At 60.0% G+C, this 14,872-nt stretch carries 16 protein-coding genes and 2 pseudogenes; 5 read left to right on the top strand and 13 right to left on the bottom strand.

Annotated elements, in window-relative coordinates; genetic code table 11:
* Positions 1-84: 84 nt before the first annotated feature.
* Positions 85-879 carry a PRC-barrel domain-containing protein gene (locus tag CI15_RS18605; protein WP_062129748.1) on the bottom strand — a complete coding sequence of 265 codons (795 nt, stop codon included), beginning with the start codon at positions 877-879 and terminating at the stop codon, positions 85-87.
* Between the two features lie 94 nt (positions 880-973).
* Positions 974-1,564, bottom strand: a complete 591-nt coding sequence (locus CI15_RS18600) for a BPSL1445 family SYLF domain-containing lipoprotein (RefSeq protein ID WP_062129747.1) — start codon at positions 1,562-1,564, stop codon at positions 974-976.
* A gap of 592 nt (positions 1,565-2,156) precedes the next feature.
* Between CI15_RS18600 and CI15_RS35450 the strand changes: the two genes are divergently transcribed.
* The gene (locus CI15_RS35450; RefSeq protein WP_241495862.1) at positions 2,157-2,360 is read left to right on the top strand and encodes a hypothetical protein; all 204 of its coding nucleotides are present in this window, start codon (positions 2,157-2,159) and stop codon (positions 2,358-2,360) included.
* A gap of 188 nt (positions 2,361-2,548) precedes the next feature.
* Here the strand turns inward: CI15_RS35450 and CI15_RS18595 are convergent, their stop codons facing one another.
* The 4 genes from CI15_RS18595 to CI15_RS18585 form a co-directional block, all read right to left on the bottom strand.
* Positions 2,549-2,755: a hypothetical protein gene (locus tag CI15_RS18595; RefSeq protein ID WP_035546118.1), complete on the bottom strand. Its 207-nt coding sequence runs from the start codon at positions 2,753-2,755 to the stop codon at positions 2,549-2,551.
* A 359-nt stretch (positions 2,756-3,114) separates the two neighbouring features.
* Positions 3,115-3,516 carry a type II toxin-antitoxin system HicB family antitoxin gene (locus CI15_RS18590; RefSeq protein ID WP_062129912.1) on the bottom strand — a complete coding sequence of 134 codons (402 nt, stop codon included), beginning with the start codon at positions 3,514-3,516 and terminating at the stop codon, positions 3,115-3,117.
* Between the two features lie 270 nt (positions 3,517-3,786).
* Positions 3,787-4,011, bottom strand: coding sequence for a hypothetical protein (locus CI15_RS36565; RefSeq protein ID WP_153041137.1), 225 nt, complete (start codon positions 4,009-4,011; stop codon positions 3,787-3,789).
* Between the two features lie 368 nt (positions 4,012-4,379).
* On the bottom strand, positions 4,380-4,631 hold the full coding sequence (locus CI15_RS18585) for a DUF1488 family protein (protein WP_062129911.1): 252 nt from the start codon (positions 4,629-4,631) through the stop codon (positions 4,380-4,382).
* Between the two features lie 786 nt (positions 4,632-5,417).
* Here CI15_RS18585 and CI15_RS18580 point away from each other — a divergent pair.
* Entirely contained in the window at positions 5,418-5,744 is a 327-nt protein-coding gene (locus CI15_RS18580; protein WP_062129746.1) for a hypothetical protein, read from the top strand.
* 114 nt (positions 5,745-5,858) lie between these two features.
* Here the strand turns inward: CI15_RS18580 and CI15_RS18575 are convergent, their stop codons facing one another.
* The 5 genes from CI15_RS18575 to CI15_RS18560 all read right to left on the bottom strand — a co-directional run bounded on the left by CI15_RS18575 (position 5,859) and on the right by CI15_RS18560 (position 8,413).
* Positions 5,859-6,188 (bottom strand): hypothetical protein, encoded by a 330-nt coding sequence (locus CI15_RS18575; RefSeq protein WP_063910544.1) that lies wholly within the window; start codon positions 6,186-6,188, stop codon positions 5,859-5,861.
* Positions 6,189-6,251: 63 nt separating this feature from the next.
* Positions 6,252-6,500, bottom strand: coding sequence for a hypothetical protein (locus CI15_RS18570; protein ID WP_062129744.1), 249 nt, complete (start codon positions 6,498-6,500; stop codon positions 6,252-6,254).
* Between the two features lie 43 nt (positions 6,501-6,543).
* Entirely contained in the window at positions 6,544-6,726 is a 183-nt protein-coding gene (locus CI15_RS35435) for a hypothetical protein (protein ID WP_075643731.1), read from the bottom strand.
* Positions 6,727-7,074: 348 nt separating this feature from the next.
* Positions 7,075-7,590: an HAD-IC family P-type ATPase gene (locus tag CI15_RS38050; protein ID WP_062129743.1), complete on the bottom strand. Its 516-nt coding sequence runs from the start codon at positions 7,588-7,590 to the stop codon at positions 7,075-7,077.
* 178 nt (positions 7,591-7,768) lie between these two features.
* A complete protein-coding gene (locus CI15_RS18560; protein ID WP_062129742.1) occupies positions 7,769-8,413 on the bottom strand; it encodes a hypothetical protein in 645 nt (214 codons plus the stop codon).
* 299 nt (positions 8,414-8,712) lie between these two features.
* Here CI15_RS18560 and CI15_RS18555 point away from each other — a divergent pair.
* The 3 genes and pseudogenes from CI15_RS18555 to CI15_RS36560 form a co-directional block, all read left to right on the top strand.
* Positions 8,713-9,445, top strand: a pseudogene (locus tag CI15_RS18555) (IS6 family transposase).
* Positions 9,446-9,745: 300 nt separating this feature from the next.
* Positions 9,746-10,687 (top strand): alpha/beta fold hydrolase, encoded by a 942-nt coding sequence (locus CI15_RS18550; protein WP_062129741.1) that lies wholly within the window; start codon positions 9,746-9,748, stop codon positions 10,685-10,687.
* A 38-nt stretch (positions 10,688-10,725) separates the two neighbouring features.
* Positions 10,726-11,423, top strand: a pseudogene (locus CI15_RS36560) (glutathione binding-like protein); the annotation flags it as partial.
* Positions 11,424-12,307: 884 nt separating this feature from the next.
* On the opposite strand, the gene guaA reads toward CI15_RS36560, so the two are convergent.
* Together guaA and CI15_RS18530 are read right to left on the bottom strand one after the other, a co-directional pair.
* Complete coding sequence (gene guaA / locus CI15_RS18540) at positions 12,308-13,891, bottom strand: glutamine-hydrolyzing GMP synthase (protein ID WP_062129739.1); 1,584 nt, start codon at positions 13,889-13,891, stop codon at positions 12,308-12,310.
* 215 nt (positions 13,892-14,106) lie between these two features.
* Entirely contained in the window at positions 14,107-14,871 is a 765-nt protein-coding gene (locus tag CI15_RS18530) for a hypothetical protein (protein WP_062129737.1), read from the bottom strand.
* Position 14,872 lies beyond the last annotated feature (1 nt).

Raw genomic sequence — 14,872 nt, 5'->3', positions numbered from 1 at the left:
ACTGCATAGTCGGGAACGACTGCGATTAAATTCGCACAAGCATGGCGTGCTTTATGGCGCCGCAGAGGCGGTTGCGCCGGTTTGTTAGAGTCGCAATGCCGCCCTTTCCGCCGACCAATACCCCGCCTTGCCGTAGAACGCGTACAACTGCGTTTCGAAATCGCGCTCCAGCGGAATCCTGTTGTCGTAGTCCGGGCTACCCTTGATGACGTCGCGTGTCAGTTGTGTCGAAACAGTCGAATCGAGCCAGTCAATCAGGAAGATCCACTCGGTTGCCAGCAACACTTCCTTTGACGCCCACCAGCTTTGCGTATCGACGGTGAGATAGCGAATAGTCCAGGCCTCATCGTCGAAAATGAATCCGGACACATGCCCAATGTCACCATCGGCCGCCTCGACGTGGTAACCATCCACCGCGTCCGTGCTATGAAGATGGCTCGCGCCCGGCGGCTTGTCGCCGAACAACGCGAGTTGCGCGAGCGTCTCCGGTGACACAGCCGATAGCGCCGCACGGCTGAACGCCGGATAGCTGCCCGCGCCCCACACGTCTACGCCACCCCAATACACGGGGTAACCGTAGTAGCGAAGATACTCGGCTTCGTGTTGACGTGAGACGGGTTCGTCGGTATCGACAGGAGGGCTGTCGCTCACCTGCTGCCGCGTGAGATCGACGTGGACGCTCAACGACCCCGGATCCATGCGGATGACCGAATAAGGCGAAATCAGCACGCGGCGCCCGTCGATCCAGTTTCCCGTTTTGACAACCAGGTAGCGGATACCCCATGCATCGTGATCGAAATAGACCTCTTCGATACTGCCTATTTCGCCATCGCTCGCGGCCACCGTACGTCCCTTCAGACTCTCGATACTTCGCAACATGATTCGATGCTCCTGCTATGTGTGGGACGGCATCAATGAATGCCTTCACCATTGCCGAACGAAGGATGAATATCCGCTGCGACGACCTTGCCCGTCACAGCGTCTTGAGTCGGGTCACTTTTGTACCGTCCACCGTCGCGCCGGCCATCAGGCCGCCATTCGTCAGCACGAATGCGTCGATCTGACCGGTTGCCGTGCCCGTGTCGACATCGCCGTTGGCGCCGATCTTCAATACCGCCACCGATGCATCAGCCCCCGCTGACCAGCCTTCGCTGCTGCGAAACCGATCGAGTGCGCTCGCGGTCATGAACAGAAAGACGATCGCCTTCGATTGCGCGCCGGCTTGCAAGCCAACCGAAGCACTCGCGGTGCTGTAGTACCCCACCGATTTTCCACCGACACGCAGCGCCCCTTCTCCATACTGACCGCCCAATCCGATACCGGCATTGATAACCGTCGGAAACACGAGCAAGCCGTTCGACTTGCCGACCAGTTCGCGGGCGCCCGGAGCCACGTTATAGAGCCGGGTGAGCGTAGAGTCGACACCGGAGTCGATGGTACGGCGCTTGTCCTTCTGCTCGCCCATCGTGTCAGACCCGGCAGGCGTCGTCGTACAGCTGGATAGCGACAGGCTGACCGCGATCATCGATCCCGGCACGCCCCAGAGGAATGTTCGTCGGTGCATACCCGTCTCCTTGTTTAACGGATGCGTCCGACGCTACGCGAGAGCCGGTACGGAAGCGGTACGGCAGCGTACAGACACGCCGCTGCGCACTCAATAGGCTCGAGCCTGGCGGTGAACCAACGGTTGGCCGTCCGGTGTAGTCGTGATGGATCTACTCATGATGATTCTCATGGGAAAGATGTGGGGCCCAACTTTCCGCTGCCAGTTCACCCAATGGTGACGGACACGGCAAAACGAAAGGGAAAATATGAGGCAACCCGCCAGCCCGCAGCAGGGCGCGCTGCTGCGGTGGAAGTCGGTACGGTGCCGGACGGATTCCGCGACCGCCGGCGCGTAACATAGAGTGAAGATGCACGCACTGCCGACGCCGGTTCAGCGGGCCACTGTGTGGTCACGAGGCAAGGCATGCGACGGTCGCACGAATCTCGACGTGTCGGCCGCCGCCTCCCACGACAGTGTTCCAGTCGCAATGTGGTGCCGGTCCGGGTCGGGGCCGACGGAATGCTCGACGCAGCCTTCAGAAACTAATCCGGCAAGGACATCTTCGATGGCGAGGTCCTTGCCGTTCCGCTCTAACTCAGCGAGGGTCGATGTGTCACATCATCACCTTGAAGACGATCTCGCTCACCTCGAACGCATAGTCCCGCAACTCGCCGCTGACAGCCCGTTTGGACTCGCCTATTGGCGCGGCCGTATTGCAGCGCTGGAAGCGGTTCAGGGTTCGCTTCCAGATGGTGCGCGGCGAGTGACGCGTCTACTGATTGCGTTCAAGCGGATCGAAAAACAATCCGCTTGACAGTCACGGCATCCTGCACAGGCGTCGCACGGAAACTTTCGTTGCCACAGACGTCCGATGGCAGGAGTTGCGCACGAAGCCGACATTCGCGTCCAGGCGCTTTGCCCGGTTGGGAGACTCGGTGCGGGTTCGCCGCCCGGTATGAGTGTATTAGTCCATCCGCGTCGCTGCAGATCGAAAAAGCCGCATCATTCTCTTCCGCCGCCGTTGATCCCGCTTCCACTTCTCCAGACCTGCTTGCCCCGTTCGGAGAGCTCGCCGCAGCTATGTGTCGCGTCGCTCTCCGTCCCTTCTATCGCCATCTCGCCCCCGGCCTGTTCCTGTGCCTTCTGCTTCTGCTTGTGACGCGCCGCCACGGCTTCGTCATGCGATCTGCCTGCGTAATTCAGGGTCATTTTGCCAACTCCTTTACATAACAGTCTTTAGTCCAGGACGCACCCGCCGCCGTGCGTCATTTCCGGGGCTGCGGTTCCAATTACTTCCGTAGCCCATGCAATAAATGGTGTTCATCGAGCCAGCGGATCTCCCGCTTTCGCAGAATGTTACGCCGATACCGACGCTGCGCAGCGGCGAACGTGAGCGCCAGCCCAACCACGATGCCCCACATTGAGTGCGTCACATTGTCCTTACTGGTTATTCCCGATTTGAGGCAGGCAAATGACGTGGGCAAGGAATCGCACGTTCCCATCCCGGCGCTTTCAGGAAGCACCCCGCACCGTGAGTCGTGTTCCTGAAATGAACCGGAAACCGATGGTTAGCCATCCTGCGTTTTCAGTTCGTGAATAAGTGCCAATGCGACGAATGCAGAGCGCGTCATCCGGCGATCTCTTGACTTTGCATCGACTTGCTGAAGAAGGCCCTCGAGCAGATTGACCTGAATGCCTACGGATTTGGAGGTAACACGCGCCAGATCGATGTCGACAAATACCCAGATCCCGTTGCCATCGTCCATTTGGAGCGCTTGCAATTCCGTTGTGTTGCAGGTGGGGGCGGGGATAAGTTGCTCGCTGCGGTCATACATTGCTTCCACGGTCGCCTGGGCATTGTGCATCAGTTCGTTAAACGAATCGCCACACGCATCAGCGGTGGGGAAATCGGGGAAGCTGGCGCGAAAGCCCGTATTGCCATTCCGGTGGACGTACAGCGGATATTGCATGATCAGCTCCTTGGAGTGGAGCGCCGACAGACGCTCGCTGTGCAACGCCACGCCAGGGATGTTGGATGTACAACCGGCAACTGACTGAGTCCGCACCCATGCTTCATTAGACGCTTCGTGTACGAATACGCAATGACTTTCTTGTGTCATTGCAACGCGATATCGAGGAAAGGCCGAAGCCACTTACCTATGGAGGAATCGCCCGGGCGGAGGGACACGCTCTGCCTCGATCTCCCGTCGTTCGGGCCTACGGGGCCATTGCGCGTTAGACTATTCGGGCCGCGGGTGACGAACGCGCGTGTAGGCTCCCCATGCTCCCAGTTGTGCCCAGACACGCTTGCTCCAAGGCTTCCGCAACATGTCCGCATCCGCATCAATGGCCGTCGCATTCTGCTCTGGCGCGACAGCCGCGCCAGATTCGGTCGCAGGCGCCCCGGCTTCTCTCAGTTTCCTGTTTTCCGCCATTTCTTCAGTGTCCACCTGGTCATCAGTCATGCTGCTCTCCCACTTTTATGAAAATCGGTCCGGGCACTGGCTTTTTTGCCTGTGTCGGGGACGGTGAAGGGACTTCTCATCGAATGGTGTCTCAAGTTCGTGGGACACCTTGAGCCTGACGCAGACTGGCCGCCTCAAGTGATCTCATTTCGTCGCTGCGTCGACTGCTATGGTGGTCTTTGAGGCGGGGGTGTGCAGACCGCGGGCCCTCAAGACACTGCCGGTCAAGTGGATGCCGACGAGTAACTCAGACGGGCTACCGCCATCAGAACCGAGGGACTAGTGTCGCTTCTTTCACTGGGGGTCCGGGCGTCCAGCAAGATTCGGAGCTGGCAGATTCATGCGCATTCCCGCGACATGGCCACAGATTATGAAATTGAGTACCGGTTCTGCGGACCGCTGACATACAGCTTCTTCGCGATTTCGAGGATCTTTTCGCGACCTTGGTCGAAGGCACCGAGTATCGACCGCTCATTGGATTCCACGCCAGGTTGCAGATTTCTTAGCATGGCTTCGTCGACCAGGAAGGTGATTTCCCGCGAATTGTCGTAACCCCAGAAACACACACAATGCCGGGAAGCATCGTAGCTCCGGCTGGGGTTGGGGAATTGAAGCGCCACAATCAGCCCGTAACGGGCGTGGCCAGGTAGCGCCACTTGCTAGCATTGGAGTCGATGGCAGCATAACTGGTGCGTCTCTTTTCCGTTCGCAATGCATCCGCTCTGTCGAGTGCCTGAGCCTGCATTTTGCGCTCGATGGCATACGCGCTCTCGCTGGTAGCTGTGACCGGGACGGATTTAATTGGCGATCGCATGATGGAACTCAGTTGAGGAGGTCGCTCAAGGCGACCGGTTCCTTCACTGTATACCCTTTGGGCGGCGCCACTGTCTTTTCTTGTCTGAACCAGGGGGAGTGCGAGTAATGGGGACGCGACTGAAGCTTATGTGGGACTGAACCCGGCTTGGAACAGACAGTCTCGCTCCGGAAAGCCTGTGCAGACGGTGCACACACTGGCGACTCGTCAAACGCTCGCTAGCGAGCTCCGCCGCGGCGCGACGGTCGGATTCATTGCAAGCACGGCGGCTCTGGCGATTCAGCGCGCTCCGGCTTTCTTTGCCCTGCAATGCGCATCCTCGCCACGCGAGGCGCACACTGAATCGCAAGGTGCCAGGACGGCGTCTATATCATGCTTTCAGCCGCATCCTCCCAGTTCCGAGATCCGCTGCTGACCGCGTTGAGCGGGCATTTCCATCATAGAAATCCGAAAGAGGAGCGATGTCGTGCGAGATCCTTTTTTGCTTCGACGACGATACGACCGAAGAAGCCGCGAGGATCATGCGGGAGAGCCACGGGCAGCGTCGGGCCGCTCTCGATCGTGCTGATAACATCTCACCGGCATCGTGTCGATGACCAGGTTATTCGGTGACGCCTCCGCGCGCCGACCTTACGAGGTGATCTTCTACAAGACGTTTTTTGATCATCAAGGGCATCCGCATCACAGTGAGTTGATGCGTACTGCAGTAGACCAGGGCACAAAAGAACAGGCAACTGCGACGGCCACTCGTCAGTTTGAAGAGATGAACGAGATCAAATCCTGGAATCAGCTCGCGAACGGAAGTTACGAGGTGGCGCGCTCCATCGGATCTATAGCGAGCACGGGGAATCGAACGTGGGCCTTCACCGTCGACCATCGCCTAAATCACGGTGCCGATATACGTCAGTGTGCTTCGTAGTGGAAACACGTCCCGCAGATTCCGTCGTTACTTTCGCCTCGTGACGCACACGCGGCAGCCGAGCGCCCTTCATGACAAAAAAGTCAGCGCGACGGCATTGTCTGGAATTGGACATCACGTCCTTTTCTTTGCGGCGCCGTCTGACAGGTCATCCGCTCGAAGCGTCGCGTTGGCCGCCACCAGGAGCCTCGCACCCTGCTCGAACAACGCTGTATCGATCGCGTCGAACGTCTGCGCCAGCACCTTTCGGCTTGCCTTGCTCTCGCCGCTCGTTTCTCCGACAGTGACCGCTTCCTTCTTCAGGCGTTTAACGAGCTTCGCGGCACATCGACTGTCCAATGTCTGATTCGCTACAAGGCTCTGGATGTGACTGGCCAGTGCAACGAGCGCCGACTGGGTGGTTTGAGTCCCGGCGAATTCCGCTTCAGTGTGTTTCTTGCTCACGATGCTTCTCCAATGTCTATTCCCGGCGCCCTTCTTGGGCGCCGGGCATATCGCATGCGCAAATTAGTAAACGGCCTGGAATCGGACCGTATTCAAGGCTTCTCCCACAGCAGCCAGGGTTGTTGCGCCTGTCCGACTGAACAAATAGATGGCGCCGGGCATCGCCCGGATCAGCGCCGCATGCTCCACCCTCGAGACCAAGAGATAGGCACCCACGGCGACAATGACGAGCGCAATGCGACTACTACCGCTGAACTCGACATCAGCCGAGGCACGGTCGCGGACCACCGAGCCGCGATCACGAGCCAGCATCACAGGCGTTCCACCTCGGTGGCCCGCGAGAAAAGCAAAGTGCTTACCTTCGTTTTGCGTGCAATGTCTTCCTAGGCGATTTCTGATGATCGGGGGCTCCGCTGATTTTTGTCACGCCGCCGATCGAGGGCGGATCGCTAGCTGGAAATGAGTCCTCGACAGCTTCGTCGATGTTGTGTTCACTCTTTTCACTATTCGGCTGCTTCTCGGGATACTGGGTGCGCATGATGACCTCCGCTGAGGGTAGCTGGGGCGCTATGCCCCGGAGTTTCGAGGCAAAGCGTGGCGTTATGGGCGAAACCACGCCGTGCGCCTGGTCGCGGTGCGCGCAACATCACCGCCGGACTTCTGATGGAACGAAAACCCGCAGGGTTAATCCACGGACTGGTTGTTCGCGAATGCGCGCCTTACAACGGCGGTCACGAAATGGCCGGCGCACGCAGGTGTAACGTCATGTTCTCACCGGCTACCGAACAGGTCTGTACGGTAGCGGTCAAGAATGCTTACCCACTGCAGTGTTACCCCGGCAGCCATCGCGACCCGTCGATCGCGAATCCCTGTATCGACGGACGCATTACCCAGCGTTCCATGCAATCCTCAGATGAGCGAGGACGGGTATCTTGATCACGTCGCGCGCCGCCGCAAAAAGCACCGTAGCAGCAAGCAGCCCCGCGACCACTGCGACGGGCAGCGACGTCATCGCGATTCCACCAACGGCCAGGACCATGGCGATCACGACATCCGTCACCGACGATGCGACCAGCCAGAGGCTGGGACAGGAGCCCCACCAGCGCCGGCGTTGATGAATCGCATACAGCGTATAGGTGAGGATGCGCTGGAACGTCACGCGGCCTTCCTTCACCGCTGCCACGATACCGCCTAGCCCGGGTTCGGTCAGCACCATCCCGGCAGCGGATTTGGCGGCGTCCGTTGCCGTCAACACCGCGATGCCGATTTGTGCGTGGCACAGCGCGGGCGCGTCGTTGGCGCCGTCACCGCACATGCCGACAATATGGCCGCTATGCTGGAACGCCTTGCGATCGAAGGTCTTCAAGGTGGAGAAACGGTGGGCCTGCCACAACGCCTGCATTCTGAATCAGGCTTCCGGAATCCGGCTCGCGTAAGTCGCGACTGAAAACGATTCGTTGTCGCCGTTGAACGTCCCATACGGGCGGAACTCGGAAGCCCAATCAAGTAGTCAGGTCTCCTTTCGCCTCTGTCGAGCAGGATGTAGCAGTTAGCCCGAGAACAGCATCCCCAGAAGCAGTTCAGTTCTGGATGTTTTCCTCGCAATCGTCCCAGTACCTCATTGGATCGTGATGCTGTGGATAGCGCAAGTTGAGCCACGCTGACAGCCTGGGCCAATCTGGATGGTTGGTACCAGTTTGAGCAGACCAGGTCGACGACCTCTGAAGAATTTGGCCGTTCTGGCGATCACGGACAAGCAGGCTGCCTAGTCCGCTTGAACTGTTCGCCTGTGACTCAACAAGATACCGTGGCAGAACCCTGAGTTCGGCATCCTTGGCCCACCCATATATGGCGCGGACCACGCCGGACGGATCTCGCAACTCGCTGGGGCCGCTTTCCGGGCGAACGGCGGTCCATCCTTCAGGAAACTCGGCGACAACCTCATTTTTACCCTCCCTCACCCACTTAACGCGCCATGTCCGCTCGATCGTCTCACGCATGCGAGACACCGACTCGTAGCCGGCAGGCAACTCGATCGCCATCGGAAGAGTGATGAGGTTGTCTTTCCAGAGTCTGGTTTCGTCGTCGACGCGCTCGACCGCGTCAAATACTCCTGCCTCGAACGGGTTTTCGGGACGGCTCGAAACTTTCACGCTCCCGCCGGGCAGACCCTCGAAAAGGCGCTCAGCATCATGGCGGGTAAGTTTTGTCTTGCCTTTCTTCATTGATCTCCCTGCAGCAAAGTTGTCTCGCTCACGCCTGCGCCCTAATGACCCCAGTCGGGCGCCACTTCCTCTCACGCGCGTCTGAAGGCGCTCACGATGCTATTCTGCGCTATTCGCCCGTTTCCGGCTTGCACGGCGACGATGGCAGGGCTTGTGCCGCCGTCCTTGCCGCTGGATATCGGATGGATCGATCCACGCCAAGGATTTGGGGATGTGCGGACGAGCGACTATCGAGTTCTCGCAAACTCGCTTTCTACGGCGCTGTCACCTTGGCGACGGTGTTCGCGAAACATGGTGTGATGACGAAGACGAAATCGCCTTATCACGGCCACCGGTTTCCTGCGGCGGTCATCAGCCGTGCGGTGCGGTGGTACTTCCGCTTCCAGCTCAGCCTGCGCGACATTGAAGAGCTGCTGTTCGAGCGTGGAGTGACGGTCAGCAACAAGACGATACGCCGCTGGTGCGAAAAGTTCGGCGCGCGCTTTGCCTATCGGGTAAAAGCGGCGCGCCGCAATCCCGGTAGCACGTGTGACCTCGACGAGATGTTCGTCACCCTGCGTGGCGAACCGTACCTGCTGTGGCGTGCAGTCGACGAGCACGGCGTCGAACTCGACATCTTGCTGCAAAAGCGACGCGACACGGTCGCCGCCAAATGTTTCTTCAAGCGTGTACTGCGCTCGAACCCGGTGCCACGGCAGATCGTCACCGATCAATTGCGCGGCTATCCGGCGGCGAAAGCCGACATTCCGGAGTTGGTCAACGAAGCATGTGTTCGTCAAGGCTGCGGTCCGTGTCAACAACCGAGCAGAGAACAGCCATCAGCCCACACGCGAGCCCGAGCGGCGCATGCGAGGCTTTCCCGATCCGAAGCGTACGCAGGCCTTTCTGTCTAGCTTCGGTCCGATCCGGCAGCACTTCGCACCGAAACGACATCTGCTGCGCGCTTCACTCTATCGCAAACACCTCGCGGCACGGATTGACGCTTGGCGCGAATTTACCAATGTCACCCAAACTCCGTCGAATGCTTTCTGAGCCGGAGTGCCTTATGCATCATCAACGACGAAGTCCCGCAAGTCGACAGTGCCCTGCAACCCTCTCCTCCTGAGCGCACGGGCGTCGCTAGCACGCCCGACCCGGGAAACGTCTTCGTACGTGCGACAGCCGGTCGATCCGCCAACCGCCTGGACGTGCAATTCCTTCGAACGAGTTCATCGGCAAGGTCGAACGGCAAAAGCGTGTCGCTCGTCCACCATAAAGGTCACATCGTTGCGACACCCACGCCCAGTCATGGGCACCAGTCGCGGCGCGTCCATCCTGATATTGGAGAACGAGATGAACCTGTTTCGACGTATTGCCGGCAAGGCGACCGCCGCTTTGATACTGGCGGGTGCATTGCACGGTGTGGCCCATAGCGTGACGCCTATTCCTATCGAAGATCATACGATTACCGTCAACGGCCTGAAGCTGCACTATCTGCAAGCCGGACATGGCGATGGCATGCCGGTCATCCTGCTCCATGGCTACACCGAAACTAGCCACATGTGGGTGCCGTTGATGGAGCAGCTTGCGGACCGCCGTGTCGTCATCGCGCCCGATCTGCCCGGCGCCGGCACGTCCGCGATCCCCCCGAGCGGCTATGAAAAGAAGGTGATGGCGCAGGACATTCATGCCATGGTGCAGCAGATCGGCTACCACAAGGTGAAGATCGTCGGCCATGACATCGGCCTGATGGTGAGCTACGCCTATGCGGCGCAATATCCCGACGAAGTGGACACCGTCACGCTCATGGATGCCTTCCTTCCCGGCGTGGGCGACTGGCAGAAGGTCTGGCTGTTGCGCGACAAATGGCACTACAACTTCTACGGTGAGACGCCGCTGAAGCTCGTTCAAGGCCGCGAACGGATTTACTTCGAGCACTTCTGGAACGACTTCGCAGCGGACCCGAAACATTCGCTCAGTGAGTCAGACCGCGAATACTATACGCACGTGTACGCCCAAAGTGGCCGGATGCGCGCGGGCTTCGAATACTTCCATGCATTCACGCAAGACGCGCAAGACTTCTCCGAGTTCGCGAAGACGCCGCTCACGATGCCGATGCTCGTCCTCACCGGTGAAAAAGCCTCGGGCAAGTTCCTGATCGATCAGGCACGTCTCGTCGACACCAATGTCGAGGGGGAGATCATCAAGGGCTCGGGCCACTGGCTCCTGTCCGAGGCGCCAGACCAGACGATCCCCCTGATCGTCAACTTCACCAATACCGTAGGTTCTCACTGAGGAGCATCACGATGGGTCTTCTCGTCAACGGCCAGTGAGTGGACCGCCGGTATGAAACCAGATCGACCAACGGCCGGTTTGTGGGCAAGGATGTGGCGTTCCACCACTGGATCACGGCGGACGGCTCGGCAAGCCCCACTGCGCGCGGCAGCTTCAAGGCCGAAGACGGCTGCTATCACCTCTACGTGAGCCTCGCCTGGCGTTGGGCGCATCGCACGCTGATCGTGCGCGCGCTGAAGGGCCTTAAATCAATGATCAGTGTTTCGTCGGTCAGCTGGCTGATACTCAAAAATGGCTGGACGTTCGAAACCGGACCCCGGTGTAGCGCCGGTCAACGTCAACGGTGCGCGGCTCATGCAAAACATGTACACGTCTGCCGATCCCGGCTACAGAGGGCGTGCGACCGTGCCGGTGCTCTGGGACAAGCAGAAAAACCATCATGACCAACGAATCGTCCGAGACCATCCGGATGTTCAACACGGCCTTCAACGGCCTCGGCGCAACGCCTCGCGACCACTATCCCGCTGCGCTGCGCGCCCAGATCGATGAGGCGAACGCCCGTGCGCACGACACCGTCAACGGCGTCTACAAGTCCGACTTCGCGACTACTGCCGAGGCATACCTCGAAGCGGTTCGCCCGCTATTCGACACACTCGACTGGCTCGAGGCACGGCTCGAGAAGCAGCGCTTCCTCGTTGGCAATGCGCTGACCGAAGCGGATATCCATGTAAGGACAGGTTCAGGCAGGAGAACTCCCGTGACATCCGCGCCGATAGTATCAACTTCCCTGGCAATTTAGACACAAAATTACTTGCGTGAGCCTTCAGTTTTTCACGGAAAGACAACGCATACTCACTATCAAGATAAGTTTTCTTCTACTTTTACCGTTGTCTTCAAGGACACCCGGAATCCGCTTATGCTCTTCCTGACAAGCGTGGTGAAGGCGTACGGGGGTTTCCGATTGCCTAGCAGAACTCTTCCAGCCTCTTCTGAGCGTTTGAACCGGCCAGCCACACCCGACAGCATCCGGATCGACCCAAGCCGTTATGCGCCACACGGCAGCTTCGTAGGCCACGGCCCTGATTTCCCCGTTCGCGTAGCGTCGTCAGTGCTCTCCAGCAATACACCAGAAAGCGTATTCGTTCGAACGGCTGCATCCACCGGTTGAAACCGCAGCCGGAACCCACTCAGATCATGAATTTCCCGTAGACACCAACAGCAGAGCTTTCACGCGCGACGCGCGAACGCCAACTGTTTGGAAGACACAATATGAAAACCAGGACCCAGTCAACGAATTTACTTCGCAATCCTCCATTTCCTGATCGAGTGCGCGAAAGGCTCGACATTGGTGTTTGCGATCGAGAACGTCTCGCTATCAAAGGTGTTCTAATCGCATGCCCGTTGCGGAAGTGTTCGACGCGATGGCAATGGCCTATCGCTGCCTGAAGCTTGCCCTGGAGAATCTCCTAACGAATGCGCTATTTGAAATACCGTCAAAAATTGGCAGCTGCAGCTGATAGATGGCGAATCCCAAAAACGAACAAACGCCGCGCTGGGCGCGGCGTTCGCTGGTTTTCCCGATCGACCCCGATAGCAGCCGATAGTCTCCAATAGTCTCCGTCACTCCCACTCGATCGTCGCCGGCGGCTTCCCCGAGATGTCATACACGACCCGGTTGATCCCGCGCACTTCGTTGATGATCCGGTTCGACACATGCCCCAGCAGTTCATGCGGCAGATGCGCCCAATGCGCGGTCATGAAGTCGAGCGTCTGCACCGCGCGCAGCGCGACGACGTACTCGTAGGTACGGCCGTCGCCCATCACGCCGACGCTCTTCACCGGCAGGAACACCGCGAACGCCTGGCTCGTCAGGTCGTACCACGACTTGCCGGTTTCCTTGTCGATCGTGTTGCGCAGCGTCTCGATGAAAATCGCGTCCGCGCGACGCAGCAGGTCCGCGAAATCGCGCTTCACTTCGCCAAGGATCCGCACGCCCAGACCCGGGCCCGGGAACGGATGGCGATACACCATCGAATGCGGCAGACCGAGCTTCACGCCCAGCTCGCGCACTTCGTCCTTGAACAGTTCGCGCAGCGGCTCGAGCAGCTTCAGGTTCAGCGTCTCCGGCAAGCCACCCACGTTGTGGTGGCTCTTGATGGTCTGCGCGCCCTTCTTGCCCTTGCCCGCCGATTCGATCACGTCCGGATAGATCGTGCCTTGCGCGAGCCACTTCGCGTCGGTCAGCTTGCCCGCTTCGGCCTGGAACACTTCGACGAACTCCGCGCCGATGATCTTGCGCTTCGCTTCAGGATCGGTCACGCCGGCGAGCTTGCCGAGGAATGCCTCGCTCGCGTCGACGTGAATCACCTTCACGCCGAGGTGATCGGCGAACAGCGCCATCACCTGCTCGGCTTCGTTCAGGCGCAGCAGGCCATGATCGACGAACACGCAAGTCAGCTGATCGCCGATCGCGCGATGCAGCAGCGCCGCCGCCACCGACGAATCCACGCCCCCCGACAAGCCCAGAATGACGTGCTCGTTGCCGACCTGCTCGCGAATCTTCGCGACGGCTTCGTCGATGTAGTGGCCCATTTCCCAGTCGGCCTTCGCGCCGCAGATCTGCAGTACGAAGCGCTCGAGCATCGCGCGGCCCTGCACCGTGTGCGTGACTTCCGGATGCCATTGCAGGCCGTAGAAGCGGCGCTGTTCGTCGGCCATCGCGGCGATCGGGCACGATTCGGTCGATGCCATCAGCGCGAAGCCCGACGGCATTTCCAGCACCTTGTCGCCGTGGCTCATCCACACCTTCAGCATGCCGTGGCCTTCGGGCGTGGTGAAGTCGCTGATGCCTTCGAGCAGGCTCGTATGGTTGCGGGCGCGCACTTCGGCATAGCCGAACTCGCGCAGATGGCCGATGTCGACCTTGCCGCCGAGTTGCTGGGCCATCGCCTGCATGCCGTAGCAGATGCCGAGCACCGGCACGCCGAGTTCGAACACCGCTTGCGGCACGCGCGGCGTATCTTCCTCGGTGACCGAGCTCGGGCCGCCCGAGAGAATCACGCCCTTCGGCGCGAAGTCGCGGATGAACGACGCGTCGACGTCGTAAGGATGGATTTCCGAATACACGTTGGCTTCGCGAACGCGACGTGCAATCAGTTGGGTGACTTGCGAACCGAAGTCGAGAATCAGGATCTTGTCATGCATGGCAGCGGACGGAATCAGAAATGAGCGGATACGGAATGCCGCGCGCGAGGCGCGGCGTCGAATTCAAAGCGGTCCACGCGGCCAAGGTCTCGACGTAGCGCGGACAGCAAACATTACGATGAAGCACACGGGTGCGGCCCACCGCGGAGCTTGCCGCTTGCGATGCGCGCGAACGAAACCCGGTAGCTTCGGCAAACGGATTGGCGCGCGGCGCGTCAACCATGAAACGGCGGGCGGGGTGCGCCTGGCACTTCATTGCTGGTGTCGCGCGCGGCGCGTTCGGACTCGCCCAGGCTGGGCTCGCCCGCGGCCGGATGAAGCGGTGGGTTGGCGACGGAAGCCGCGGCAGCCGGATTGACCGGCCGCGTGACCGGCACGACGGGCTCAGGCACGGGCTCGGCGTGATAAACCGGAAAGCCCGCGGTGACACGTGGCTCGCGCGCGCTGTCGCGTTCGAGTTCACGCTGCCGTGCGGCGTCCTTCTCGGCCTGCTTTTCCGCCTCTTTGGCGGCACGCTTGTCAGCACGAGTTTCAGCACGACCTTCAGCCTTGCTCGACGAGGACTTGACCACCGTCCCCTTCTCGCGCCGCCGCACCGCGCCCGACAAGCGCACGCCACCGAGCCCGATCACCACCAGCACGACGCCGGCCAGCACCGACACCATCTGTCCGAAGCCGGTCAGCGACGGCGTATGCAACCCCAGCAGCCAGACCAGCATCAGCACGCCGATCAGCCAGTGCACATGCCCGACGACCTTCGCGACCGTCGAGGTCAGCGCCCCGTCGAACGACGCGTGCACCGCGAGCCACGCGAGCCCGATCAGCGCGACGCCGAAGGCCTGGCCGACCAGCACCGGCTCCGTTGGCACCAGTTGCAGCGCGTTGTACAGCGAAGTCCACGGCGTCAGCACGAACAGCAGGCCGAACGCCAGCAGCACCAACGCATCCAGGATCAGTACAACACGCAGCAGTGGCTTCATG

Source organism: Paraburkholderia monticola (assembly GCF_001580545.1).
GTDB lineage: Bacteria > Pseudomonadota > Gammaproteobacteria > Burkholderiales > Burkholderiaceae > Paraburkholderia > Paraburkholderia monticola.
This window is presented reverse-complemented; position numbering and strand designations above follow the sequence as displayed.

What these genes read in the sequence shown, in the direction of transcription:
- CI15_RS18580 (WP_062129746.1), top strand. Translation starts at nt 5,418, where the DNA reads ATGACCAGGTTATTCGGTGACGCCTCCGCGCGCCGACCTTACGAGGTG.
- guaA (WP_062129739.1), bottom strand. Translation starts at nt 13,891, where the DNA reads ATGCATGACAAGATCCTGATTCTCGACTTCGGTTCGCAAGTCACCCAA.
- CI15_RS18560 (WP_062129742.1), bottom strand. Translation starts at nt 8,413, where the DNA reads ATGAAGAAAGGCAAGACAAAACTTACCCGCCATGATGCTGAGCGCCTT.
- CI15_RS18530 (WP_062129737.1), bottom strand. Translation starts at nt 14,871, where the DNA reads ATGAAGCCACTGCTGCGTGTTGTACTGATCCTGGATGCGTTGGTGCTG.
- CI15_RS18600 (WP_062129747.1), bottom strand. Translation starts at nt 1,564, where the DNA reads ATGCACCGACGAACATTCCTCTGGGGCGTGCCGGGATCGATGATCGCG.
- CI15_RS18550 (WP_062129741.1), top strand. Translation starts at nt 9,746, where the DNA reads ATGAACCTGTTTCGACGTATTGCCGGCAAGGCGACCGCCGCTTTGATA.
- CI15_RS35435 (WP_075643731.1), bottom strand. Translation starts at nt 6,726, where the DNA reads ATGCGCACCCAGTATCCCGAGAAGCAGCCGAATAGTGAAAAGAGTGAA.
- CI15_RS36565 (WP_153041137.1), bottom strand. Translation starts at nt 4,011, where the DNA reads ATGACTGATGACCAGGTGGACACTGAAGAAATGGCGGAAAACAGGAAA.
- CI15_RS38050 (WP_062129743.1), bottom strand. Translation starts at nt 7,590, where the DNA reads ATGCAGGCGTTGTGGCAGGCCCACCGTTTCTCCACCTTGAAGACCTTC.
- CI15_RS18570 (WP_062129744.1), bottom strand. Translation starts at nt 6,500, where the DNA reads ATGCTGGCTCGTGATCGCGGCTCGGTGGTCCGCGACCGTGCCTCGGCT.
- CI15_RS18595 (WP_035546118.1), bottom strand. Translation starts at nt 2,755, where the DNA reads ATGACCCTGAATTACGCAGGCAGATCGCATGACGAAGCCGTGGCGGCG.
- CI15_RS18605 (WP_062129748.1), bottom strand. Translation starts at nt 879, where the DNA reads ATGTTGCGAAGTATCGAGAGTCTGAAGGGACGTACGGTGGCCGCGAGC.
- CI15_RS18590 (WP_062129912.1), bottom strand. Translation starts at nt 3,516, where the DNA reads ATGCAATATCCGCTGTACGTCCACCGGAATGGCAATACGGGCTTTCGC.